23 protein-coding genes are annotated in these 23,294 nt (G+C 66.4%); 20 read left to right on the plus strand and 3 right to left on the minus strand.

Annotation, left to right across the window (positions count from 1 at the left end):
• From AC04MI_RS05775 to AC04MI_RS05785, 3 genes are all read left to right on the plus strand, one after another.
• Positions 1-2,580: TonB-dependent receptor domain-containing protein (locus AC04MI_RS05775; RefSeq protein WP_476497327.1), on the plus strand; the 2,580-nt coding region annotated here is incomplete at its 5' end.
• Positions 2,552-4,573 (plus strand): CHASE2 domain-containing protein, encoded by a 2,022-nt coding sequence (locus tag AC04MI_RS05780; protein WP_476497329.1) that lies wholly within the window; start codon positions 2,552-2,554, stop codon positions 4,571-4,573. The genes AC04MI_RS05775 and AC04MI_RS05780, both read left to right, overlap by 29 nt.
• Positions 4,574-4,658: 85 nt before the next feature.
• Complete coding sequence (locus tag AC04MI_RS05785) at positions 4,659-5,015, plus strand: HPF/RaiA family ribosome-associated protein (RefSeq protein ID WP_056742968.1); 357 nt, start codon at positions 4,659-4,661, stop codon at positions 5,013-5,015.
• 122 nt (positions 5,016-5,137) lie between these two features.
• On the opposite strand, the gene AC04MI_RS05790 is transcribed toward AC04MI_RS05785, so the two are convergent.
• Together AC04MI_RS05790 and AC04MI_RS05795 are read right to left on the minus strand one after the other, a co-directional pair.
• The gene (locus AC04MI_RS05790; protein ID WP_436076818.1) at positions 5,138-6,103 is read right to left on the minus strand and encodes a PDR/VanB family oxidoreductase; all 966 of its coding nucleotides are present in this window, start codon (positions 6,101-6,103) and stop codon (positions 5,138-5,140) included.
• Positions 6,100-7,155, minus strand: a complete 1,056-nt coding sequence (locus AC04MI_RS05795) for an aromatic ring-hydroxylating dioxygenase subunit alpha (protein ID WP_056742972.1) — start codon at positions 7,153-7,155, stop codon at positions 6,100-6,102. The genes AC04MI_RS05790 and AC04MI_RS05795 overlap by 4 nt, the downstream gene beginning before the upstream one ends.
• Positions 7,156-7,424: 269 nt before the next feature.
• Between AC04MI_RS05795 and AC04MI_RS05800 the strand changes: the two genes are divergently transcribed.
• The 9 genes from AC04MI_RS05800 to AC04MI_RS05840 all read left to right on the plus strand — a co-directional run bounded on the left by AC04MI_RS05800 (position 7,425) and on the right by AC04MI_RS05840 (position 15,205).
• Entirely contained in the window at positions 7,425-8,201 is a 777-nt protein-coding gene (locus AC04MI_RS05800) for a GntR family transcriptional regulator (RefSeq protein WP_056067968.1), read from the plus strand.
• A gap of 145 nt (positions 8,202-8,346) precedes the next feature.
• Positions 8,347-9,531 (plus strand): ABC transporter substrate-binding protein, encoded by a 1,185-nt coding sequence (locus AC04MI_RS05805; protein ID WP_056067970.1) that lies wholly within the window; start codon positions 8,347-8,349, stop codon positions 9,529-9,531.
• A 318-nt stretch (positions 9,532-9,849) separates the two neighbouring features.
• Entirely contained in the window at positions 9,850-10,722 is an 873-nt protein-coding gene (locus tag AC04MI_RS05810) for a branched-chain amino acid ABC transporter permease (protein ID WP_110960851.1), read from the plus strand.
• Positions 10,722-11,717: a branched-chain amino acid ABC transporter permease gene (locus tag AC04MI_RS05815; RefSeq protein ID WP_436076819.1), complete on the plus strand. Its 996-nt coding sequence runs from the start codon at positions 10,722-10,724 to the stop codon at positions 11,715-11,717. The genes AC04MI_RS05810 and AC04MI_RS05815 overlap by 1 nt, the downstream gene beginning before the upstream one ends.
• A 1-nt stretch (position 11,718) precedes the next feature.
• The gene (locus AC04MI_RS05820; protein WP_436076820.1) at positions 11,719-12,492 is read left to right on the plus strand and encodes an ABC transporter ATP-binding protein; all 774 of its coding nucleotides are present in this window, start codon (positions 11,719-11,721) and stop codon (positions 12,490-12,492) included.
• On the plus strand, positions 12,485-13,216 hold the full coding sequence (locus AC04MI_RS05825) for an ABC transporter ATP-binding protein (RefSeq protein WP_436076821.1): 732 nt from the start codon (positions 12,485-12,487) through the stop codon (positions 13,214-13,216). Before AC04MI_RS05820 ends, AC04MI_RS05825 begins: the two co-directional genes overlap by 8 nt.
• 8 nt (positions 13,217-13,224) lie before the next feature.
• Positions 13,225-14,202: a tripartite tricarboxylate transporter substrate binding protein gene (locus tag AC04MI_RS05830; protein ID WP_436076822.1), complete on the plus strand. Its 978-nt coding sequence runs from the start codon at positions 13,225-13,227 to the stop codon at positions 14,200-14,202.
• A 42-nt stretch (positions 14,203-14,244) separates the two neighbouring features.
• Entirely contained in the window at positions 14,245-14,865 is a 621-nt protein-coding gene (locus AC04MI_RS05835; RefSeq protein ID WP_436076823.1) for an NAD(P)-binding domain-containing protein, read from the plus strand.
• Positions 14,834-15,205 carry a DUF1932 domain-containing protein gene (locus tag AC04MI_RS05840; RefSeq protein WP_436076824.1) on the plus strand — a complete coding sequence of 124 codons (372 nt, stop codon included), beginning with the start codon at positions 14,834-14,836 and terminating at the stop codon, positions 15,203-15,205. Before AC04MI_RS05835 ends, AC04MI_RS05840 begins: the two co-directional genes overlap by 32 nt.
• Before the next feature lie 133 nt (positions 15,206-15,338).
• On the opposite strand, the gene AC04MI_RS05845 is transcribed toward AC04MI_RS05840, so the two are convergent.
• Positions 15,339-16,304: a LysR substrate-binding domain-containing protein gene (locus tag AC04MI_RS05845; protein WP_288850879.1), complete on the minus strand. Its 966-nt coding sequence runs from the start codon at positions 16,302-16,304 to the stop codon at positions 15,339-15,341.
• Between the two features lie 169 nt (positions 16,305-16,473).
• On the opposite strand from AC04MI_RS05845, the gene AC04MI_RS05850 reads away from it, so the two are divergent.
• The 8 genes from AC04MI_RS05850 to AC04MI_RS05885 all read left to right on the plus strand — a co-directional run bounded on the left by AC04MI_RS05850 (position 16,474) and on the right by AC04MI_RS05885 (position 23,266).
• The gene (locus AC04MI_RS05850) at positions 16,474-17,166 is read left to right on the plus strand and encodes a substrate-binding domain-containing protein (protein ID WP_436076825.1); all 693 of its coding nucleotides are present in this window, start codon (positions 16,474-16,476) and stop codon (positions 17,164-17,166) included.
• A 34-nt stretch (positions 17,167-17,200) separates the two neighbouring features.
• Entirely contained in the window at positions 17,201-18,235 is a 1,035-nt protein-coding gene (locus AC04MI_RS05855) for an amidohydrolase family protein (protein ID WP_056742987.1), read from the plus strand.
• A 1-nt stretch (position 18,236) separates the two neighbouring features.
• Positions 18,237-18,920, plus strand: a complete 684-nt coding sequence (gene ligK / locus AC04MI_RS05860) for a 4-carboxy-4-hydroxy-2-oxoadipate aldolase/oxaloacetate decarboxylase (RefSeq protein ID WP_015016178.1) — start codon at positions 18,237-18,239, stop codon at positions 18,918-18,920.
• An 86-nt stretch (positions 18,921-19,006) separates the two neighbouring features.
• The gene (locus tag AC04MI_RS05865) at positions 19,007-20,011 is read left to right on the plus strand and encodes a Bug family tripartite tricarboxylate transporter substrate binding protein (RefSeq protein ID WP_436076826.1); all 1,005 of its coding nucleotides are present in this window, start codon (positions 19,007-19,009) and stop codon (positions 20,009-20,011) included.
• A gap of 33 nt (positions 20,012-20,044) precedes the next feature.
• A complete protein-coding gene (locus tag AC04MI_RS05870) occupies positions 20,045-20,974 on the plus strand; it encodes an amidohydrolase family protein (protein ID WP_108498511.1) in 930 nt (309 codons plus the stop codon).
• Positions 20,975-20,978: 4 nt separating this feature from the next.
• Positions 20,979-21,419 (plus strand): protocatechuate 4,5-dioxygenase subunit alpha, encoded by a 441-nt coding sequence (gene ligA, locus AC04MI_RS05875; protein ID WP_056067994.1) that lies wholly within the window; start codon positions 20,979-20,981, stop codon positions 21,417-21,419.
• 2 nt (positions 21,420-21,421) lie between these two features.
• Positions 21,422-22,288 carry a class III extradiol dioxygenase subunit beta gene (locus AC04MI_RS05880; RefSeq protein ID WP_108498509.1) on the plus strand — a complete coding sequence of 289 codons (867 nt, stop codon included), beginning with the start codon at positions 21,422-21,424 and terminating at the stop codon, positions 22,286-22,288.
• A 24-nt stretch (positions 22,289-22,312) separates the two neighbouring features.
• Positions 22,313-23,266, plus strand: a complete 954-nt coding sequence (locus AC04MI_RS05885) for a Gfo/Idh/MocA family oxidoreductase (protein ID WP_108498508.1) — start codon at positions 22,313-22,315, stop codon at positions 23,264-23,266.
• Positions 23,267-23,294 lie beyond the last annotated feature (28 nt).

Consider the following 23,294-nt stretch of genomic DNA (forward strand, 5'->3'; position numbering starts at 1 on the left):
CGCGTGCAGATCCTGAGCGACCGGGTGGACGAAGCGGCTGCCACCCTGGCCCCCGCGCAAGGCACGGCCCACGCCGACCTGGCGCTGGTGCGCGCCGAGCTGGCCCGGCGCCGGGGCGATGCGCCTGGCACCCTGGCCGCCTATGCCGAGGCCCAGACTTTGGCGCCAGGCGATGCACGCGCCTGGCAAGGCCTGGGCAGTGCGCATGCCGAGCGCGAAGACCCGCGCCCCGCCCGCGAGAACCTGCGTCGCGCGTTGCAGCTGTCGCCGCAATCGCCCGGTGCCTGGGGCGAGCTGGGCACGCTGGAAACCTTTGTGAACCAGTTCACCGAAGCGGGTCAGGCGTTTGCCACCGCGCTGGGTGACAACCCGGCAGACTACGTCGCGCTCACCGGCCAGGGGCTGCTGCACCTCAAGCAAGGGCAGCCGGATGCCGCGCTGGATGCGTTCTTGCGGGCGGGCGTGATGGAGCCGCGCTATGCCCGCGCCAAGACCTGGACTGCCGTGGCCTACTACCAGCTGGGCCGCCATCAGGATGCGCTGACCACCTTGCAGCAGGCGACCGTACTGGACGACAAGGACCCTGTGCCCTACATGCTGCTGGCGCAGATCCACACCGATCTGTTCCAGCCCGGCGAAGCGGTGGAGGCTGCGCGCGCCGCCGTGGGGCGCATGCCATATCTCAAGTCGCTCAACCAGGTGGCCAACGACCAGAAGGGCAGTGCGAACCTGGGGTCATCGCTGGCGTTCTTTGGCATGGAAGACTGGGCGCTGGAGATGGCGCAGCAGAGCTTCTACCCCTACTGGGGCGGCAGCCACCTGTTCATGGCAGACCGCTATGCGGGCGAATTCAACAAGAACTCGGCGCTGTTCCAGGGCTTTCTGACCGACCCCATGGCGTTTGGGGGCAGCCAGCGTTATTCGCCGCTGCTGCAGCAGCCCGGCAGCCACGGATCGGTGGGTGTGACGCTGGACCGCGAGTTCTACCGGATGCGTGCGCCAGCGGTCACGCTCAATGGCCTGGACAACAGCCATGTGCCGGTGTCGTGGTTCTTCAAGGCGCAGACGGCGGATGTGAGTGCCTATCCGTTCGACCTGCAGGTCAACCGCCTTCCTGCCATGCGTGCGGGCGAGGGAGACCTGCGTGCCCATGCCATCACCGCTGGGGTGGGCATGCAGCCCACCGAGCGCATCAACCTGTTTGCCTACGCCAATCAGTTCAGCATGCGCCTGCGCGGCCAGAACGCGCAGGAGACTGCGCTGGACGATACCGTCACCCAGGGCGCCCTGGGCATGGCCTACCGGTGGGGGCCGACGGAGCAAACCTGGATCAAGCTGGGCCGCAGCGTGGACAACTTGCAATTGCTGCGCTACCCCACGGCCTACATCGAGCCACCGTTCCTGACCGTCATGGGCGTGAGCAGTGCCCCGCGCAAGGACTTCAGCGACATTCAGCTGCGCCACACCGTGGACACCACCCCCGGCAGCCGCTGGAGCGTGACGCTGGAGCATGTGCGCGAGCGCCAGAACAACCTGCTGGCGGGCGAGGCCGCCGTGGTGGCTGACATCCCAGGCGTGGGCCTGTACCGCGACTACCTCGTCCTGGCAGGCTACAACCGCATTGACCGCCGCTACACCGGCCTCACCCTGGCCACCACGCAACGCCTGGACCAGGCGCTGAGCCTGGACGCAGCCCTGGGGCTGCAGCAAATCCGCCACCGCGTGGACGGCCTCACGCAGAGCTACCTGGTGGGGCTGGATGCCCTGAGCGAAGACCAGGCCCGCCGCGCGGACACCGAGCGCGTGGTCACGCCGCGCCTGGGGGCGGTGTGGCAGCCTGCTGCGGGCACCACGCTGCGCGTGGCCTATCAGGACTGGCTGCGGCCTCTCAGCGTCTCCACCCTTGCCAGCGTGGAGACCGCAGGCATCCCTGTCGAGGACCGACTGGTGGAGGCCGGAGGGCGCCACAAACGCACAGTGGCACAGCTGGGCATGGAGGTGGGCGCCAACACCTTCGTGGGTCTGCGGGCCGACCACCTGCGGGTGAACAACCCCGGCACGATTGGTGTGGACCTGCGCACGCCCAGCCTGCCGTTCCTCGAAGAGATGCGCAACGCGCAGCTGGTCAACCTGTCCACCAGTGACCTGCTGGAGGACACGCCGAGTTTTGAGCGCGGCACGCTGCAGACCTTGGGTGGCACGGTCAACCACATGTTCAGCCGCCGCTGGTCGGGCTACGCCAAGTACCTGTACCAGCACAGTGAAAGCCGCATGCTCGACGGCGGTGCCGAGGTGGTGGGGCGCATTCCCTACATTCCGCGCCATACCGTGGCGCTGGGTGCCACCTGGGCCAGCGCGCAGCGCCTGTACCTGAGCGCGCGCGCGGTGTACCGCTCGGAGCGGTTTGAGGACAAGGAGAACCTCACGCGCCGTGCGCCGGGCTGGGGCGTGGACCTGATGGGTTTCTGGGAAACGCAGGACAAACGCTGGGTGGTGGGCGTTGCGGCCATGAACCTGTGGGCGCCCAAGTCCGACCGGCAAAAGACCCGCTATGTCCTGGATGCGCGCTATCGCTTCTGATCGGGCTGCGCTGCCGCAGGCTCGGCAGCGCCCGCGGTGGCTCTCGCTCGCGGCGGGGGTGCTGGCGTTGCTGCTGGTAGGGGCAGCCACGCTCAGCCGCACATGGCATGCGCTGGAGTTCAAGACCTTTGACGTGCTGACGGCGCTGGCCGCCCCCCACCGCACGACCGTGCCGGTGGTGATTCTTGCGATCGACGAGCCGACGTTTCAGGAGCTGCAACAGACCTGGCCATTTCCGCGCAGCGTGCATGCGGCCCTGCTGGAGCGGCTGCGCGCAGACGGTGCCCTGGCCGTGGGGCTGGACATTGTTTTTGCCGACCCCACCACCGAGGCTGAAGACGCCACTCTGGACCGCACGATGGCCCAGGTGGGGCAGGGCTTGCCCGTGGTGCTGGCCTCCACCCGCGAGAAGATCGACAGCGCCAATGCCGCGCTGTGGATGGACATCCAGCCGCTGCAGCGGTTTCTGGACGCTGGCGCCGACGCGGGCGATGCCGGGGTCGAGCCGGACGACGACTTCGTGGTGCGCCGCGCCCCCGTCGCGCGCGAAGGCTTTGCGCTGCGGCTGGCCCAGCGCGTGACAGAGGCGCGCGGCCAGACCCCGGCGCTGCACCATTTCGACTGGATCGGCTACCGGGGCCCGCGTGGCACGTTTGACACGCGCTCGTACTACCAGGCGCTGGAGCCGGGGTTGCTGCCTGCAGGTTTCTTCAAGGGCAAGATCGTGCTGGTGGGGCGCTCGGCGCGCACCGCCACCGAGCTGGCGCACTCGCAGGCCGACCTGTTCAACTCGCCGTTTGGCACGGCGGGCGGTGAGCGGCTTTTCCCGGGGGTGGAGCTGCAGGCCACGCTGCTGGACAACTACCTCACCGGCGGCGGGCTGCGCAGCGTGTCGGACGCGTGGACCCTGGTGATCACCGTGCTGCTGCTGCCGGTGCTGTTGGGGGCGAGCCGGCGGCTGCACCCGGCGGGCGCGGCGGCGCTGACGGCGGCGCTGGTGGTGGCCATGGGCGCCGTGTCGTGGGGGCTGTTTGCCGGCCCGCGCCTGTGGTGGCCGCCGCTGTTGCCTGCGGCGGCGGCAGTCGCCATTTATGGGGCGGCTGCGCTGGTGGGCTATGCCGTGGTGCGCCAGCGCGCGCGCCAGACGCGGGCGATGTTTGCGCAGTACGTGCCGCCTGCCGTGGTCTCGCGCCTCATTGCGCAGCCCGAGCTGATGCGCCTGGGTGGCGAGGCGCGCGAGGTCACGCTCATGTTCACCGACCTAGCCAACTTCACCACGCTGTCCGAGCAGCTCAGTGCCGAGCAGACGGTGGAGGTGCTCACCGGCTACTTCAACGCCATGACGCCGATCGTGCACGCCACGGGCGGCACCGTGGACAAGTTCATTGGCGACGCGGTGATGGCCTTCTGGGGCGCGCCGCTGGACGACCCGCGGCATGCCGAACACGCCGTGGCCGCCGCCATCGCCATGCAGCAGGCCATGCAGGCGCTGGTGGCCGACCTGCGCGCGCGCGGACTGCCGCCCATCCACATGCGGATCGGGCTGCACACAGGGCGTGTGGTGGTGGGCAATGTGGGCTCGGACCAGCGCTTTTCGTACACGGCCATTGGCGACGCGGTGAACCTGGCCGCGCGGCTGGAGGGCGCCAACAAGGCGTTTGGCACCGGCATCCTGCTGTCGGCCGCCACCGCAGCGCAGCTGCCGCCCACGATGGCGTTGCGCGCGCTGGACGATGTGATCGTCAAGGGCAAGACCGAGCCCGTGCGCGTGTTCACGCCCTGCGACGACGCCACGGTGCGCGATGCCAGCAGCGCAGCGCTGGCCGCCTTCCATGCGCGCGACTGGACCGGCGCCGAGGCGCAATTGGCGCAGGTGCTGGAGCGGCTGCCCGGCGACCCGGCCGCCACCCGCCTGCTGGAGCGCGTGGCCGAGGCGCGAGCGTTGCCCACCGAGGCCCCCTGGCAACCCGCCGTGGCGCTGGACAAGCTGTAAACATCCTTTGACATGTGTTTACCGGGGATATGAATGCAGGTGCCATGATGGGGACTTCGCAACTTCATCAGGAAGGACCCTCTCCATGCAAGTACAAGTCAACACCGACGACCACATCCACGGCGGCGATTCGCTGGCGCGCTGGATCACGGACGAGTGCAAGAGCCGGCTGTCCCGCTTTCAGGACCATGTGACGCGGCTGGAGGTGTTCCTCACCGACCTGGATGCGGGCAAGTCCGGTGCCAATGACAAGCGCTGCCGCATCGAAGCGCGCGTCACGGGCCGCCAGCCCATCACCGTGACTGATGAGGCCGACAAGATGGCCAACGCCTTCATCGGCGCGGCCGACAAACTGGCCCGCGCCCTCGACACTGACCTGGGCCGTGTGAAGGACCGCAATGGCCGTGACACCATCCGTGTGGCCGCCGACGAACGGGATTGAAGTGAATTCGAAGTGAAATGGGCTTATAGCGCATGATTTTCATGTGCTGGTAGCTATCAATTCAGGAGTAATGAAAAAGGCGCTGCAGCCCGAAGGTTGCAGCGCCTTTTTGTTGGGGTCGCCTACAGGTCGAGCACCAGCAGCTTGCTGCGCGCGCGGGAGCAGCAGGGCATGAACTGCTCGTTGGCCGCCTTTTCCTCGTCGGTCAGGTACATGTCGCGGTGGTCCACCTCGCCTTCCAGCACGCGCGTGAGGCAGGTGCCACACACGCCTTGTTCGCACGAGGTCAGGATGTCGATGCCCTCCTTGCGCAGCGCTTCCACCACCGACACATCGGGCGCAATGGGGTACACCTTGCCCGTGCTGGCAATGCGCACCTCAAACCCCTGGTCGCCCGAGGTGTCCTGCGCCGGGGCGCCAAAGTATTCCAGGTGGATGTGGTCCTGCGCCCAGCCCAGGGCCTTGGCGGTGGTCACCACATGGTCGATGAAGCCTGCCGGGCCACACACGTACAGACGCTTGTCGGGGCCGGGGGCCGCCAGCACGGCGGCGGTGTCCAGCTTCTGCTCGGGAGCGCCCGCATCAAAGTGAAAGTGGGCGTGGGGCGCAATGGCCGATGCGGCAATTTCGGCAGCAAACGCCGTGCGTTCGGCAGAGCGGGTGCGGTAGTGCAGCGCAAAGTCAGCGCCCGTGCGCGCCAGCCGGTCGGCCATGCACAGCAATGGCGTCACACCAATGCCGCCCGCCAGCAGCAGCGTGCGCTGTGCAGGGTGCAGCGCAAAGTGGTTGCGCGGCGTGCTGATGGTGATCACGTCGCCCTCGTGCACGCTGTCGTGCATGGCGACCGAGCCGCCGCGCGATGCCGGGTCACGCAACACGGCGATGCGGTAGCGGTGCGACTCGTGCGAGGCATTGCACAGCGAGTACTGCCGCGTCAGCCCGCCCGGCAGGTGCACATCGATGTGCGAGCCCGCGCTGAACGGCGGCAGTGCGGCGCCGTCCAGCCGCGCCAGCTCATAGCTGGCGATGCCCTCCGCTTCGGCCTGCTTCTTGACGACGCGGACCTGCAGGGTCTCCTGCGCGGTCATGCGGCCACCGCCTGTGCTGTGGCAGGCGCGTGTTCTGCCGCCAGCAGGCGGTCCAGAATCTTGCGCGACTGCACGCCACCCGCATCGATGTTGAGCATGAGCAGCTTGCGGTCGGGGTAACGCAGCAGGTTCTCCTGCTGCAGCTCCAGCATCTGCTGGTCCTCCGCAAAGATCTTGCCCTGGCCGTCGCGGATCTGGGTGGTGAGCGACGGGTCTTGTGGCTTGAAGTTGCGCGCCATGCCCCAGAAGTAGTGGATCGACGTTTCGGTCTCGGGCGTGATGAAGTCCACCACGATGCTCGATGCCTTCTTGTCGGCCGGGGCGTTGTAGCCGCCGTTGCCGGCCAGGGCCACGCCCACCTCGATCAGCACATGGCTGGGGGGCGTGAAGTGGCAGATCTGCCAGCGGTCCACCAGCTGGTCGTCGGGCAGGCCGTTCATGCGCAGCGCCATCTTCCAGAACGGGGGGGCTTCAATGCCTTCCATGAAGCGGCTGGTGATCACCTCGTCGCCCTCCACGCGGGTCTTGCAGGGCACCTCGTCGATTTCCTTCTGGCCGATGCTGGTGGAGTGCACATAGGTCTCGTGCGTCAGGTCCATCAGGTTGTCGATCATCAGGCGGTAGTCGCAGGCGATGTGGTACAGCCCGCCGCCGTAAGCCCATTCAGGGTTGTTGGCCCAGGGCAGGTGGTGGATGGTGGCGGGGTCGGCCTTGTCGGCGTCGCCGGGCCACACCCAGATGAAGCCATAGCGCTCCACCACCGGAAAGCTGCGCGCCTTGGGGAACCCCTGCACGCGCTGGCCGGGCATGGACACCGACTTGCCCGTGCATTCCACCCGCAGGCCGTGGTAGCCGCATTGCAGGTGGCCTTCGCACACCGTGCCCAGCGACAGCGGGGCGCCCCGGTGGGGGCAGAAGTCGTCCAGTGCGGCGACCTGGTCGGGCGCGGGGCGGTAGAACACGATCTTCTCGCCGCAGATGGTGCGGCCCAGGGGCTTGTCCGCGATCTCGTCGGGCGTGCAGGCTACGTACCAGGCGTTCTTGGGATACATGGTTGTCTCTCTCCGTGGGTGGATGGTGTCGTTGCAGGCTTGGTATACAGCCCGCTCGCAGATCGCAGGCTAGGTGGGGCGATTGTGCGAAAAAGGCGAGTTTATGTATACATAGTAAAGGCGTAAAGCAGCTATTGCACTCTGGCATATCTTCTAACTTGTTGTTTTGTAATGTGTTGAAGTGTTTTTGAGTGGATGTTGTTTTGGTTTGTGTATACATTGCGCTGACTGACTCTCTCCCCTCGCTGGTCGTATCGCTCCCTATCGCCATGAACCCTCCCGAACCCCTGACCATTGCTCTACCGGCCGAGGCCGCCGAGGCAGGTACCTCGCAGGCCGTCAAGGCGCAATTGCGCCTGCGCGAGATGATCCTGGCGGGCGAGCTGCCCGGCGGCGCCCGCATTGCCGAGCTGACCCTCGTCGAGAAGCTGGGGGTGTCGCGCACGCCCATTCGCGCCGCGCTGATGCGGCTGGAGCAGGAGGGCCTGCTGCACCGCCTGCCCGGTGGCGGCTACGCCGTGCGCACGTTCTCTGAAACCGATGTGGCCGACGCCATTGAACTGCGCGGCACCATGGAGGGGTTGGCCGCGCGCCTGGCGGCCGAGCGGGGCGTGGCCCCCTCCCTGCTGGCCGAGGCCCATGCCTGCCTGGACGCCATCGACAGTGCCCTGGCACCGCCCACGCTGGATGACGAAGGTTTTTCGCGCTATGTGGAGTTGAATGCACGGTTTCACCTGCTGCTCAGCCGCATGGTGGGCAGCGACGTGGTGGCGCGCGAGCTGGACCGCGTCAAGGGCCTGCCGTTTGCGTCGCCCTCTGCGTTTGTGGTGGTGCAGACGCATTCGGCCCAGGCGCGCGACATGCTGGTGGTGGCGCAAGACCAGCACCGCCAGGCGCTCGACGCCATCGAGCGGCGCGAGGGTGCACGGGCCGAGGCCATCCTGCGAGAGCACTCGCGCATCACCCGGCGCAACCTGCTGGCGGCGGTGCAGGCGTCGCAGGTGCAGGGCTTGCCCGGTGTACAGCTGATCCGCGAGCGGGCATAACGGCCGGTGCAAGCGTCCGGGGCTCCTTGGGTTATTGCATTTGGCGATACCTGAATGCTTGAATTTGCGCTTGTGAAATAACCCAGCCCACGCCAAACTCCCGCCAGCATTTTCTGTATACAACGACTTTCCACAGGAGACAACGATGCAAAAACGCCACCTTCTTCGTGCCTCGGCTGCCGCCGCCATCGCGCTGTCCACCGGCCTGACCGTGTTGCCCGCCGTGGCGCAGGACAACGTGTTCAAGATCGGCCTGGTTCTGCCCATGACCGGCCAGCAAGCCACCACCGGCCGGCAGATCGAAGCCGCGGCGCGCCTGTACATGGCCCAGAACGGCGACATGGTGGGTGGCAAGAAGGTGCAGCTCATCATCAAGGACGACACCAGTCTTCCTGATGTGACCCGCCGCCTGGCCCAGGAGCTGGTCGTCAACGAAAAGGTCAACGTGCTCGCCGGCATGGGCATCACGCCCTCGGCCATGGCCACCGCCCCGCTGGCCACGCAGTCCAAGACCCCCCTGGTGGTGATGGCTGCCGCCACGTCCAGCATCACCGAGGCCTCGCCCTATGTGGTGCGTACCAGCTTCACGCTGCCGCAAGTGTCGGTGGCCCTGGCCGACTGGGCACCCAAGAACGGCATCAAGAAGGTCGTGACCCTGGTGAGCGACTACGGCCCCGGCATCGACGCCGAAAAGTTCTTCAACCAGCGCCTCACGTTCAACGGCGGCCAGGTGACCGAAGCCCTGCGCGTGCCGCTGCGCAACCCCGACTTCGCTCCCTTCCTGCAGAAGGTGCGCGACGCCAAGCCCGACGCGCTGTTTGTCTTTGTGCCCTCGGGCGCGGGCGCTGCGGTGATGAAGCAGTTCCTGGAGCGCGGCATGGACAAGGCCGGCATCAAGCTCATCGGCACCGGCGACGTGACGGACGACGATCAACTCAACGACATGGGCGATGGCGCCCTGGGCGTGGTCACCTCGCACCACTACTCGGCTGCGCACCCCTCGCCCATGAACAAGAAGTTCGTGGAAGCCTTCGAGAAGGCCAACAAGGGCCTGCGTCCCAACTTCATGGCCGTGGGCGGCTATGACGGCATGCGCGTGATCTATGAAGCGCTCAAGACCACCAAGGGTGCCGGCGGCGGTGACGCCCTGCTGGCCGCCATGAAGGGCCAGATCTTTGAAAGCCCGCGCGGCAAGGTGTTCATCGATGCGCAGACCCGCGACATCGTGCAGGACGTGTACCTGCGCAAGGTGGAGCGTGTGAACGGCCAGCTGTACAACGTGGAGTTCGACGTGATCAAGGACGTCAAGGACCCCGGCAAGACTAAATAAGCCCCCCTGAGCCGCGACTCGCTCGGTGTGTCCGCCAGATGCGGCCACTCTTCGTTGCCGTCCAAGCCTGCGCAGGCAGGCTCGGAGCCGCGGCACTCAGCCCCCAAGGGGGACGCCGCCAGCGCGGCGGGGCGGCCCTTGCGCGGCGGCCGCTGGTCTGGGCCGCGCCAGTATTTACGGGCAGGCTCCCTCTCGATCCGTTCGGGCTGAGCCTGTCGAAACCGGGGGCCGCAGGTTGAACGTCCGGCTTTGGTGATTCGTCGCACTTCCACAGCCCTGAGCAGGGTGGTGCACTTTTGTCTTCAATGAAGTGATTTCATGCTGACCATTCTTTTCGACGGCGTTGCCTACGGCATGCTGCTGTTCATCCTGGCAGTAGGCCTGGCCGTAACCATGGGGCTGATGAACTTCATCAACCTCGCGCACGGGGCCTTTGCCATGGCGGGGGGCTACATCACCGTGCTGCTCATGCAGCGGCTGGATGTGCCCTTCCTCGTCTGCCTGCCCATCGCCTTTGTCGGTACGGCCGTGCTGGGCGGCGTGCTGGAGCGCACGCTGTACCGCCCGCTGTACCACAAGGCCCACCTGGACCAGGTGCTGTTCTCCATTGGCCTAGTGTTCATGGCCGTGGCCAGCGTGGACTACTTTGTGGGCTCCACGCAGCAGATCATGCAGCTGCCTGAATGGCTCAAGGGCCGTACCGAGATCGGCACCGGTGCCCTCATGCTGGGCATGGGGCACTACCGCCTGTTCATCATCGCGGTGTGCGCTGCGCTCACCGTGGGCCTGCAGTATGTGCTCACCAAAACCCGCTTCGGCAGCCGCCTGCGCGCCAGTGTGGACGACCAGCGCGTGGCCGCTGGCATGGGCATCAACGTGAACATCGTGTTTTTGTCCACCTTCGCTTTCGGGTCCGGCCTCGCTGGCCTGGGCGGTGCGCTGGGCGCGGAGGTGCTGGGTCTCGACCCGAGCTTCCCGCTCAAGTTCATGATCTACTTTTTGATCGTGGTGGCGGTGGGCGGCACCTCGTCCATCACCGGCCCGCTGCTGGCCGCACTGCTGCTCGGCATTGCCGACGTGGCAGGCAAGTACTACATCCCCAAGCTGGGCGCCTTCATTGTGTACAGCCTCATGATCCTGATCCTCATCTGGCGCCCCCAGGGCCTCTTTGTGCGCAAGGGGGGCAAGTGATGTCAAACCTGCAAAACACCTTGCTGCAGGCCCGGCACTTTCGCTGGTGGGAGCCCGTGCTGTGGCTGCTGGCCTTTGCCGCGCCGCTGGCGCTGCCGAGCCACGCACTCATCATCAACGAGATCGCCATCGTGGCGCTGTTCGCGATTTCGCTGGACCTCATCCTGGGCTACACGGGCATCGTCTCGCTGGGCCATGCGGCTTTCTTCGGGCTGGGCGGCTACGCGGCCGCGCTGTTTGCCAAGCATGTGATGCCCGACCCGCTGGTGGGCCTGGCCGTGGGCATTGGCGCGGCCACCGTGCTGGGCGCCGTGGCGTCGCTCACCATCATGCGCGGCACCGATCTCACCCGCCTCATGGTCACGCTGGGCGTGGGACTGGTGATGCTGGAGCTGGCCAACAAGCTCGACTGGCTGACCGGTGGCGCCGACGGCCTGCAGGGCGTGATGATGGGGCCGGTGCTTGGCCAGTTCGAGTTTGACCTGTACGGCCGCACGGCCGCGTGGTATTCGCTCACCGTGCTGCTGGTGTTCTTCCTCATCGCGCGCCGCATCGTGCAGTCGCCTTTTGGTGCCACGCTCAAGGCCATCCGCGACAACCGGCTGCGCGCCATGGCCATCGGTATCCCCGTGACGGCCAAGCTGGCGCAGGTGTACACGCTGGCCGCTGCGCTGGCCGGTGCCGCGGGCGCACTGCTCACGCAGACCACGGGCTTTGCCTCGCTCGACCTGTTCGAGTTCCACCGCTCGGCCGACGTGATGCTGATCCTGGTGATCGGCGGCGTGGGCTGGCTGTACGGCGGCATCCTCGGCGCCATTGGCTTCAAGCTGCTGCAGGACGTGATCTCGTCCATCACACCGCAGTACTGGACCTTCTGGGTGGGCTTGTTCCTGGTGGTGCTGGTACTGGTCGGGCGTGATCGTCTGTTCCGCCCCTGGTCCTGGTTTGGCGCCTGTCGCAAGGCTGGGGTTGCCTCCAAAGCGGGAGGCCATTGATATGAACACGACAACCTCCACCACCGTGCTGTCGGCCAAGGGCTTGGTCAAGCGTTTTGGCGGCATCACGGCCACCAACAACGTCACGCTGAACCTGCAAAAGGGCGCGCGCCATGCGCTCATTGGCCCCAATGGCGCGGGCAAGACCACGCTCATCAACCTGCTGACTGGCGTGCTGGAGCCCACCGAAGGCTTCATCACCCTCGAAGGCCAGGACATCACGCGCCTGGCGCCGCACCAGCGTGTGCAGCGCGGCATGGTGCGCACCTTCCAGATCAACCAGCTGTTCGACACGCTCACGCCGCTGGAGACACTGGCGCTCACCGTGTCGCAGCACCAGGGCCTGGGCGGCAAGTGGTGGCAACCGCTGGGTGCGCGCAAGGCGGTCACCGAGCGCTGCGAGCAACTGCTGGAGCAGTTCCACCTGACCTCGGTGATGGCCGAGGAAACGCGTGTGCTGGCCTACGGCAAGCGCCGCCTGCTGGAGATTGCGATTGCGCTGGCCTGCGAGCCGCGCGTGTTGCTGCTCGACGAACCCGTGGCCGGTGTGCCCGCCGGCGAGCGCGAGGAGCTGCTGCAGACCGTGGCGGCCCTGCCCGCCGATGTCTCGGTGCTGTTGATCGAACACGATATGGACCTGGTTTTCAGCTTTGCCAACCGCATGACGGTGCTGGTCAACGGCACGGTGCTCACCGAGGGCGACCCGGACACGATCGCCAATGACCCGCAGGTGAAGGCGGTTTACCTCGGTCATGGGGAGGATGCGCATGTCTAAGACAGAACTCCTGCGCATCGAGGGCCTGAGCGCGGGCTACGGCGAGGCCGTGGTGCTGCAAGGCATTTCGCTGGCCCTGCCCGAAGGCGACACGCTGGCCCTGCTGGGGCGCAACGGCACGGGCAAGACCACGCTCATCAACACGCTGGCCGGAGCCACGCGCCAGCATGCCGGCACGGTAAGCCTGGCCGGCGTGGCGCTGCACAAGCTGCCCCCGCACGAACGCGCAGCGGCCGGCATCGGCTGGGTGCCGCAAGAGCGCAACATCTTCAAGTCGCTCACGGTGCACGAGAACCTCACGGCCGTGGTGCGCCCGGGCCGCAAAGGATCGACCGCACGGCCTTGGACGCCCGAGCGCGTGTACGCAATGTTCCCGCGCCTGGCCGAGCGCAAGACCAACCTGGGCACACAGCTGTCTGGCGGCGAGCAGCAGATGCTGGCCGTGGGCCGCGCGCTGGTGCTCAACCCGCGCCTGCTGCTGCTGGATGAGCCGCTCGAAGGCCTGGCTCCCATCATCGTGGAAGAGCTGCTGCGCGCCATCCGCCGCATCACGCGCGAAGAGGGCCTGTCGGCCATCATCGTGGAGCAGCATCCGCAGGCCATCCTGGCCATCTCGGACCACGCCGCCGTGCTGGACCGGGGCACTGTGGTGCACACCGGCAGTGCCGCCGAGCTGAGCGCCCAACCCGAGCTGCTGGACCGCCTGCTGGGCGTGGCACGGTAACGCGCGCCATGCAAGCCGTGCATCGCAGAACCCTTCTGGCTTGGCTGGCAGCGTCGTTCGGCGGTGCGGCCAGCGCGCAGGCCGCTTTCCCCTCACGCCCGCTGCGCATCGTCGTGCCCAATGCGGCGGGCGGTGCGGCCGACATCACGGCGCGCACCGTGGGCCAGAAGATCGCCGGCCCGCTGGGGCAAAGCGTGGTCATTGAGAACAAGCCCAGCGCAGGCGGCGTGGTGGCGGGAGACCTGGTGGCGCGGGCTGAGCCCGACGGCCACACGCTGCTGCTGGTGAGCAGTGGCACGGCGGTGAGCGCCGCGCTGTTCCAGTCGCTGCCGTTCGACACACTCAAGGACTTTGCGCCTGTCTCGCTGCTGGCCACGTTTGATCTGGCCGTAGTGGTGAAAGAAGGCGGGCGTTTTGCCACCCTGGCCGAGCTTCTGGCTTATGCGCGTGTCCACCCGGGCAAGCTCAATATCGGCACGCCACAGATCGGCACCACACAGAACCTGGCGGCCGAGCTGTTCAAGGTGACGGCGGGCATCGACGCGCAGGTGGTGCCTTTCAACGGCACGCCGCCGGTCATCACGGCGCTGCGGGGTGGCGAGATCGACGTGATGATCGACATCCTGGGTGGTCTCATGCCACAGATCGGCGCCAAGGCCCTGCGGCCGCTGGCTGTGATGGGCGCGCAGCGGGCGCCGCAGTTGCCCGACGTGCCCACGGTGCGCGAAAGCGGCGGGCCACTGGCGGGCTTCAACGTCACGTCGTGGAACGGCCTGGCCGTGCCCGCCAAGACACCTGCTGCCGTGGTGGAGCGTCTGTCGCGCGAAGTGCAGACCGCACTGGCCCAGCCCGATGTGAAAAAGCGCCTGCTGGAACTGAACCTCCATGCCCAGGGCAGCACCCCCGCGCAACTGGGCGAGCACCTGGCGGCCGACGTGCGCCGCTGGAGCGACGTGATCGCCCGGGCCAAGATCGCGCGGCAGTGACGGTTACTGCGCTTCGGCTTTTGTGACCGAAAGGCAAATCGGATGAACATCACACACATCGGCCTCGTGGGCTATGGCGAGGTGGGCAAGATCTTCAGTGCGGGCTTGCGTGTCCAGCCCGGCGTGGCCTCGGTCGCTGCCTGGGACCTGAAGCTGGCCGACCCCGCGCACCGCGACGCCCTGCAGAAGCACGCCGCGCAAGCGGGCGTGGTGGCCGTGGATGGGATGCAGGCACTGTGCGCGCGTTGTGACTGCATCATCTCGGCCGTCACCGCATCGAACACGCTGGCCGTGGCGCAGGAGGCCGCGCAGCACATCCGCCCCGGCACCGTGTTCCTAGACCTCAACTCGGCATCGCCCGGCACCAAGCAGCAGGCCGCTGCGCTCATCGAGGCGCGGGGTGCGCACTATGTCGAGGCGGGCGTGATGACCTCGGTGCCCCCCTACGGCATCCGCGTGCCCATGCTGCTGGGCGGCGTGCAGGCTGCCGCGCTGGCCACTGTGCTGACCAGCTGGGGCATGGATGCCCAACCCGTGAGCGAGCAACTGGGCGTGGCCAGTGCCATCGGATGCCCAACCCGTGAGCGAGCAACTGGGCGTGGCCAGTGCCATCAAGATGTGCCGCAGCATCATGATCAAGGGCCTCGAAGCCCTGGTGATTGAGAGCTACTCCACCGCCCGCCACTACGGCGTGGAAGACCATGTGCTGCCCACCTTGGCCGAGACCTTTCCCTCCATCGACTGGCACGAACAGGGTCGCTACTTCTTCAGCCGCGTCGTGCAGCACGGCCAGCGCCGCGCCGAAGAGATGCGCGAATCGGCCCACACGGTGCACGAGGCCGGCATGGAGCCACTGATGGCCTCGGCCATCGCCGCCAAGCAGCAGTGGGTGGCCGACCTCGCGCGCGAAGGCGTCTTTCACGGCCTGCCCAAGGACGCGCGCTGGCAGGACTATGCGGACCGGGTGCTGGGCAGCGAGTCATACCTGTCCGGCGGGAACTGACAACGCGCTTCTGCGGTCGCTGCTACCACTGCAGCCTATTGAAACTGGCGCGGCTCAAAAAGCGAGGGACGCCGAGCAAGGGCCGCCCCGCAGCGAGGGCGTCGTCCCCCTCGGGGGGAAGGCGCGCAGCGCCTCAGGGGGGGCTTCTATACAAAGCCTGCAGCGTCGTCCGAATCAGCTCCGCCATCGCCTGCTGTGTGAGTGTGGCCGGGCGTTGCGAGCTGACGGCCATGAACAGCTTGCTGCGCAGGCGGGTGCTGCCGCCTTCCCCCTCGCCGTCCCCATCGCTGCCCGCGCCGTGGATGGGCCGGGTACTGAACACTTCCGATTTGCCCGACGTGGTGACCGCATTCATGGGCAGCACCGCGCAGCCCGCGCCATCGGCCACCAGGTCCAGAATGGCGGCCACGCCGTCGATCTCCAGGCTGATCTGCGGGCGCTTGCCGCGTGCGGCCAGTTCGGATTCCACCAGCATGCGGATGGAATTGGGGCGGGTGGGAATCACCAGCGGAAAGCGCGGCAGCTCGTCCAGCGGCAGGGGCGTTCGGGCCAGGGCATCGGCCTCTGCCTCGCTCTGGCCGGGGGCGCGGCGCTGCACCAGAAACAGGTCTTCCTCCAGCAGCGCCGTGGTCTCGATGCCCGGCGCGGGCGTGGTGTTGTAAAGCAATGCGATGTCGAGCAGCCCGGTGGTCAGCGATTCGCGCATGGCCACCGACAGGCCCTCGCTGATGGCCAGCGCCGCGTCCGGCATCTTCACGCGGAATGCGCGGGTCAGCGGCACCGTCAGCACCTTGGCAATGCTGGGCGGCAGGCCGATGGCCACACGCCCGGCCAGGGCGCCGCGCACGCGGCCCAGCTCCTCGCGCGCGCGCTCGACCTGGTGCAGGATGCCGCGCCCGTGCTCCAGGAGCAGCTTGCCCGCCTCAGTGGGTGTGGCGCCCCGGCCATTGCGCACCAGCAGGTTCTGGCGCAGCTCCACCTCCAGCAGGCGCACCTGGCGGCTCAGGGCGGGCTGGGCGATGTCCAGTACCACCGAGGCGCGGGTAAAGCTGCCCAGCTCAGCAACCCGCACAAAGTATTCGATCTGCTTGAGGTCCATGGCAAGGCTCTCTGCTATTTGCAATAGCTGTGGGTCAACGATCACGGAATGATATATCTGGTAGTGCCGGGGCCGCCTTCATGTTTGGTCCGCCGCTGCCCACAATCGGCGGCATGTATACAACTGCACGCACCGCCTGGGCCACCCGCAGCCCGGCAGGAGACAACGCATGACGCAGACCGTGATCCGTGGCATTTCTTCCATGGCCACGCGCCAGGTGCTGGCCGATCTGGTGGCCGGTTTTGCGCGGCAGTCGGGCACGCAGGCCGCCATCGAATCGGTGGGCGGTGTGGACGCTGCCAAGCGCGTGGCGGCGGGGGAGGCATTCGATGTCGTCATCCTTGCGTCCGATGCCATCGACAAGCTCATGGTGGCAGGCCATCTGGTGCCCGGCAGCAAGGTGGACTGGGTGCACTCCGGCGTGGCCGTGGCCGTGCCTGCGGGCGCGCCGCTGCCCGACCTGTCGAGCGGAGATGCGGTGCGCAATGCCGTGCTGGCTGCGCCCAGCATCAGCCTGTCCACCGGCCCCAGCGGCGTGGCGCTGGCCAAGCTGTTCGAGCGCTGGGGCATTGCCGATCAGATCGCCCCACGCATGGTGCAGGCGCCCCCCGGTGTGCCCGTGGGCTCGCTGGTGGCCAAGGGCGAGGTGGCGTTGGGCTTTCAGCAACTGAGCGAGCTGCTGCACGTGCAGGGCATCCAGATCGTGGGCCCGCTGCCACCGGCCATCCAGATCACCACCACGTTTTCCGCAGGCGTTGGCTTGCATTCACAACAGGCGGATGCCGCGCGTTCGCTGCTGGCCTACCTGGCCTCGCCCGCTGCCGCAGAAGCCAAGCAAAAGCAGGGCATGACCCCCGCCTGACGATCACAAGAACACCTTCCAGGAGCACCCAAAAATGAGCCTCATCATCGACTGCCACGGCCACTACACCACGGCCCCCAAGGCGCTGGAGAACTGGCGTAATGCGCAGATCGCCGGCATCAAAGACCCCGCAGCCATGCCCAAAGTGGCAGACCTGCACATCAGCGACGACGAGCTGCGCGAGTCCATCGAGACCAACCAGCTCAAGCTGATGAAAGAGCGCGGCAGCGACATCACGCTGTTCAGCCCGCGCGCCAGCTTCATGGCCCACCACATTGGCGACTTCAACGTGTCCAGCACCTGGGCGGCCATCTGCAACGAGCTGTGCTACCGCGTCTCCACGCTGTTCCCCGACCACTTTGTGCCCGTGGCCATGCTCCCGCAAAGCCCTGGCGTGGACCCCGCCACCTGCATTCCCGAGCTGGAAAAGTGCGTGCACGAATACGGCGCCGTGGGCATCAACCTGAACCCTGACCCTTCCGGCGGCCACTGGACCAGCCCCCCGCTCACCGACAAGCACTGGTACCCCATCTACGAAAAGATGGTGGAGTACGACCTGCCCGCCATGATCCACGTGAGCACCAGCTGCAACGCGTGCTTTCACACCACCGGCGCGCACTACCTGAACGCCGACACCACGGCCTTCATGCAGCTGATCCAGGGCGATCTGTTCAAGGACTTCCCCACGCTCAAGTTCCTGATCCCGCACGGCGGTGGCGCAGTGCCCTACCACTGGGGCCGCTTCCGTGGGCTGGCGCAGGAGATGAAGAAGCCCCTGCTCGACGAGCACCTGATGAACAACGTGTACTTCGACACCTGCGTGTACCACCAGCCCGGTATCGACCTGCTGAACACCGTGATCCCGGTGAAGAACGTGCTGTTCGCCAGCGAAATGATCGGCGCGGTGCGGGGCATTGACCCCACCACCGGCAACTACTACGACGACACCAAGCGCTACATCGAGGCCTCCACCATCCTGAGTGCCGACGACAAGCACCAGATCTACGAAGCCAACACGCGCCGCGTGTTCTCCCGACTCGATTCACGCCTGAAGGCAAAGGGGCTCTGACATGTTTGAACTTGGCGTTGTCTATCGCAACATCACCCGCGCTGACCGCGCAGCCGCTGACGGCCTGGCTGCACTCGGCTCGGCCACCGTGCACGAGGCCATGGGCCGCGTGGGCCTGCTCAAGCCCTATATGCGCCCCATCTACAGTGGCCAGCAGGTCAGCGGCACGGCCGTCACCGTGCTGCTGCAGCCTGGCGACAACTGGATGATGCATGTGGCGGCCGAGCAGATCCAGCCCGGCGACATCGTGGTGGCGGCTGTCACCTCGGAGTGCACCGACGGCTACTTTGGCGACCTGCTGGCCACCAGCTTCCAGGCCCGGGGCGCGCGCGCGCTCATCATCGACGCCGGTGTGCGCGACGTGAAGACGCTGCAGGAGATGAACTTCCCCGTGTGGAGCAAGGCCATCAGCAGCAAGGGCACCATCAAGGCCACGCTGGGCTCGGTCAACATCCCCGTGGTGTGCGCCGGTGCACTGGTCACGCCGGGTGACGTGATCGTGGCCGACGACGACGGTGTGGTGTGTGTGCCCGCCGCCCGCGCGGCCGAGACCCTGGCCGCCGCGCAAAAGCGCGAGAGCTTTGAGGGCGAGAAGCGCGCCAAGCTCGCCAGCGGCGTGCTGGGCCTGGACATGTACAACATGCGCCCCGGCCTGGAGAAGGCGGGCCTCAAGTACATCGATTGAGCAGTTTTTCAGTCTTTTGGGCTGCAGGCGCTATTCGATCATGCGCTTGCAGCTATGTAATTAATAGCAAACAGCTTCTTCTTTCCATGCGTTGTTCCGTGTCTCCCGTTTCTCTCTCCCGCCGTGTGGGCCTGGCCGTGGGCCTGGCCACAGCCCTGGGCTGTGTGCCCCAGTTCGCCTCGGCGCAGGCGTTTCCGTCCAAGCCCGTGCGCATCATCACGCCCTTCCCCGTGGGCGGTGGCCCGGACGGCGTGGCCCGCCTGGTGGCCGACAAGTTGTCCAAGAGCTGGGGCCAGCCCGTGGTGGTCGAGAACCGCCCCGGTGGCAACGGCTTCATCGCCATCGATGCGTTCAAGCGCGGCGCCAAGGACGGGCATGACCTGATCGTGCTCGACAACGTACACCTGGCCGCATACCCCAGCCTGTTCAAGAAGCTGCCGTACGACACGACCAAAGACTTCGACACGCTGCTGCCGCTGTTCAAGACCTATTTCTTCTTCACCGTGGCCGCCAACAGCAAATACAAAACCGTGGGCGACATCGTGGCCGACGCCAAGGCCAACCCCGGCAAGCTCAACTACGGCTCCTGGTCCATCGGCAACCCGGTGCACCTGGGCTCCGAGCTGTTTGAAAGCGCCACCGGCACGCAGATGGAGCACGTGCTCTACAAAGAAACCACGCAGCTCTACACCTCGGTCTCCACCGGCGAGCTGTCGTTTGCGCTGGGCAGCGCCGCCACAGCCGGGCCGCTGCAACGTGCGGGCAAGCTGCGCTTTCTGGCCGTCACCGCGCCGCAGCGCCTGGCCAGCTTTCCGGATGTGCCCACTGTGGGCGAATCGGGTGGCCCCAAGGGCTTTGAGGTGACGGGCTGGAACGCCATCGCGGTGCCGCCCGGCCTGCCCCCTGCCGTGACCGACAAGATCCGCAAGGACATCGAGCAGGCCCTGTCCGGCGCCGATGTGCAGGAGAAGTTCAAGAGCTTTGGCTACGAGCCCTTCCCCACAACGCGCGCGCAGTTCGGCCAGTTCGTCAAGGACGAGAGCCAGCGCTTTGGCGACGTGATCAAGAAGGCCAACGTGTCCCTCGACTGACCTGCCCCACCCAGCAACCAAGGACCCACGCCCATGAGCGAATTCACCAAGACCCCCGGCTGGCTGGACTGGTACGCCGGCCCCAGCAAACCCCGCTTCCAGGTGCCCGCAGGCGCTGTGGACGCGCACTGCCACGTGTTCGGCCCCGGGGCCGAGTTCCCCTACGCGCCCGAGCGCAAGTACACGCCCTGCGACGCCAGCAAACACCAGCTGTACGCGCTGCGCGACCACCTGGGCTTTGCGCGCAACGTGGTGGTGCAGGCCACCTGCCACGGTGCGGACAACCGCGCGATGGTGGATGCGCTGGTCCACTCTGGCGGCAAGGCGCGGGGCGTGGCCACCGTCAAGCGCTCGGTCACCGACCAAGAGCTGCAGGCCATGCACGACGCTGGTGTGCGTGGCGTGCGCTTCAACTTCGTCAAGCGCCTGGTGGATTTCACGCCCAAGGACGAGCTGATGGAGATTGCCGCGCGCATCGCCAAGCTCGGCTGGCACGTGGTGATCTACTTCGAGGCCGTGGACCTTCCCGAGCTGTGGGACTTCTTCACTGCCCTGCCCACCACCGTGGTGGTGGACCACATGGGCCGCCCCGATGTGAACAAGCCAGTGGACGGACCGGAGTTTGAGCTGTTCCTGAAGTTCATGCGCCAGCATCCCAATGTGTGGAGCAAGGTGAGCTGCCCCGAGCGCCTCTCCGTGACTGGCCCCAAGGCCCTGAACGGAGAGCAAAATGCCTACACCGACGTGATCCCGTTCGCCCGCAAGGTGGTCGCAGAGTTCCCCGACCGCGTGCTCTGGGGCACCGACTGGCCGCACCCCAACCTCAAGGACCACATGCCCGACGACGGCCTGCTGGTGGACTTCATTCCGCACATCGCCCCCACGGCCGAGCTGCAGCAAAAGCTGCTGGTGGATAACCCCATGCGCCTCTACTGGCCTGAAGAAGTGACAAAGAAAGGCTGATGCCATGCCACTCGACAAACCCTACCTGGACGTGCCCGGCACGACCATCTTCGACGCCGAGCAAAGCCGCAAGGGCTACTGGCTCAACCAGTTCTGCATGAGCCTGATGAAGGCTGGCAACCGCGAGCGTTTCAAGGCCAACGAACGCGCCTACCTCGATGAATGGGCGATGACCGAAGAGCAGAAGCAGGCCGTGCTGGCACGCGACCTGAACTGGTGCATCCGCCTGGGCGGCAACATCTACTTTTTGGCCAAGATCGGCGCCACCGATGGCAAGAGCTTCCAGCAGATGGCGGGCAGCATGACCGGCATGACCGAAGAGGAATACCGCAACATGATGATCAGCGGCGGCCGCTCGGCCAATGGCAACCGCGTGATCGGCGAAGACGGCGACGCACAGGCTCACCGCCAGCCACAAGGCGCTGCCGGCAAGAAAGGAAACTGACCATGGCCAAGATCACCGCCTCCGTGTTCACGTCGCACGTGCCTGCCATTGGCGCTGCGCTGGACCTGGGCAAGACGCAGGAAGACTACTGGAAGCCGCTGTTCGCGGGCTACGACTTCTCCAAGCAATGGATGAAGGACAACAAGCCCGACGTGATCTTCCTGGTCTACAACGACCACGCCACGGCCTTCAGCCTGGAGATGATCCCCACGTTCGCCATCGGCACGGCCGCGCAGTTCCAGCCCGCCGACGAGGGCTGGGGCCCCCGCCCCGTGCCCGTGGTGCAGGGCCACCCCGACCTGGCCGCGCACATTGCCCAGTCGGTCATCCAGCAGGACTTTGACCTCACCATCGTCAACAAGATGGACGTGGACCACGGTCTCACCGTGCCGCTGTCGCTGATGTGCGGCCAGCAAGATCCTAAGACGGGCGCCTGGCCCTGCCCGGTGATCCCGTTCGCCGTCAACGTGGTGCAGTACCCCGTGCCCAGCGGCCGCCGCTGCTACAACCTGGGCCAGGCCATCCGCAAGGCCGTGGAGAGCTACGACGAAGACCTGAACGTGCACATCTGGGGCACGGGCGGCATGAGCCATCAGCTGCAGGGCCCGCGCGCAGGTCTCATCAACAAGGAGTTTGACAACGTCTTCCTCGACAAGCTCATCAACGACCCCGAGGCCGCCGCCAGCATCCCGCACATCGACTATGTACGCGAAGCCGGCAGCGAAGGCATTGAACTCGTGATGTGGCTCATCGCCCGCGGCGCCATGGCCGATGTGGCCGGTGGCAAGCCACCCAAGCTGGCGCACCGCTTCTACCATGTGCCCGCGTCCAACACCGCCGTGGGCCACCTGATTCTTGAGAACACCTAAAAAACACGCCAAAGGACACACACCATGACCATCAAAGTCGCACTCGCCGGCGCTGGCGCCTTCGGCATCAAGCACCTGGACGGCATCAAGAACATTGACGGCGTTGAAGTCGTCTCCCTCATCAGCCGCGACCTGGCCAAGACCCAGGAAGTGGCCGACAAGTACGGCATCAAGCATGTCACCACCGACCTGGCCGACAGCTTGGCGATCAAGGAGGTGGACGCCGTGATCCTGTGCACGCCCACGCAGATGCACGCCAGCCAGACCCTCGCCTGCCTGGAAGCGGGCAAGCATGTACAGGTCGAGATCCCGCTGTGCGACGTGCTGGCCGATGGCGAGAAGGTCATCGCCCTGCAAAAGCAGACCGGCCTGGTGGCCATGTGTGGCCACACCCGCCGCTTCAACCCCAGCCACCAGTACGTGCACAAGAAGATCACGGCAGGCGAGTTCAACATCCAGCAGATGGATGTGCAGACCTACTTCTTCCGCCGCACCAACATGAACGCGCTGGGCCAGGCCCGCAGCTGGACGGACCACCTGCTGTGGCACCACGCTGCCCACACGGTGGACCTGTTCGCCTACCAGGCCGGCAGCCCCATCGTGAAGGCCAACGCCATCCAGGGCCCTATCCACCCCACGCTGGGCATTGCGATGGACATGAGCATCCAGCTCAAGGCCGCCAACGGTGCCATCTGCACGCTGTCGCTCTCGTTCAACAACGACGGCCCGCTCGGCACCTTCTTCCGCTACATCGGCGACTCGGCCACGTACATCGCGCGCTACGACGACCTGGTGAATGGCAAGGAAGAGAAGATCGACGTGAGCAAGGTCGATGTGAGCATGAACGGCATTGAGCTGCAGGACCGCGAGTTCTTCGCCGCCATCCGCGAAGGCCGCGAGCCCAACGCCAGCGTGGCACAGGTGCTGCCGTGCTACCAGGTGCTGCACGACCTGGAGCTGCAGCTCAACGCAGGCTGATTGCAAGCCCAATTGGCTGCTGGCGCTT

The organism is Acidovorax sp. LjRoot204 (assembly GCF_056175785.1).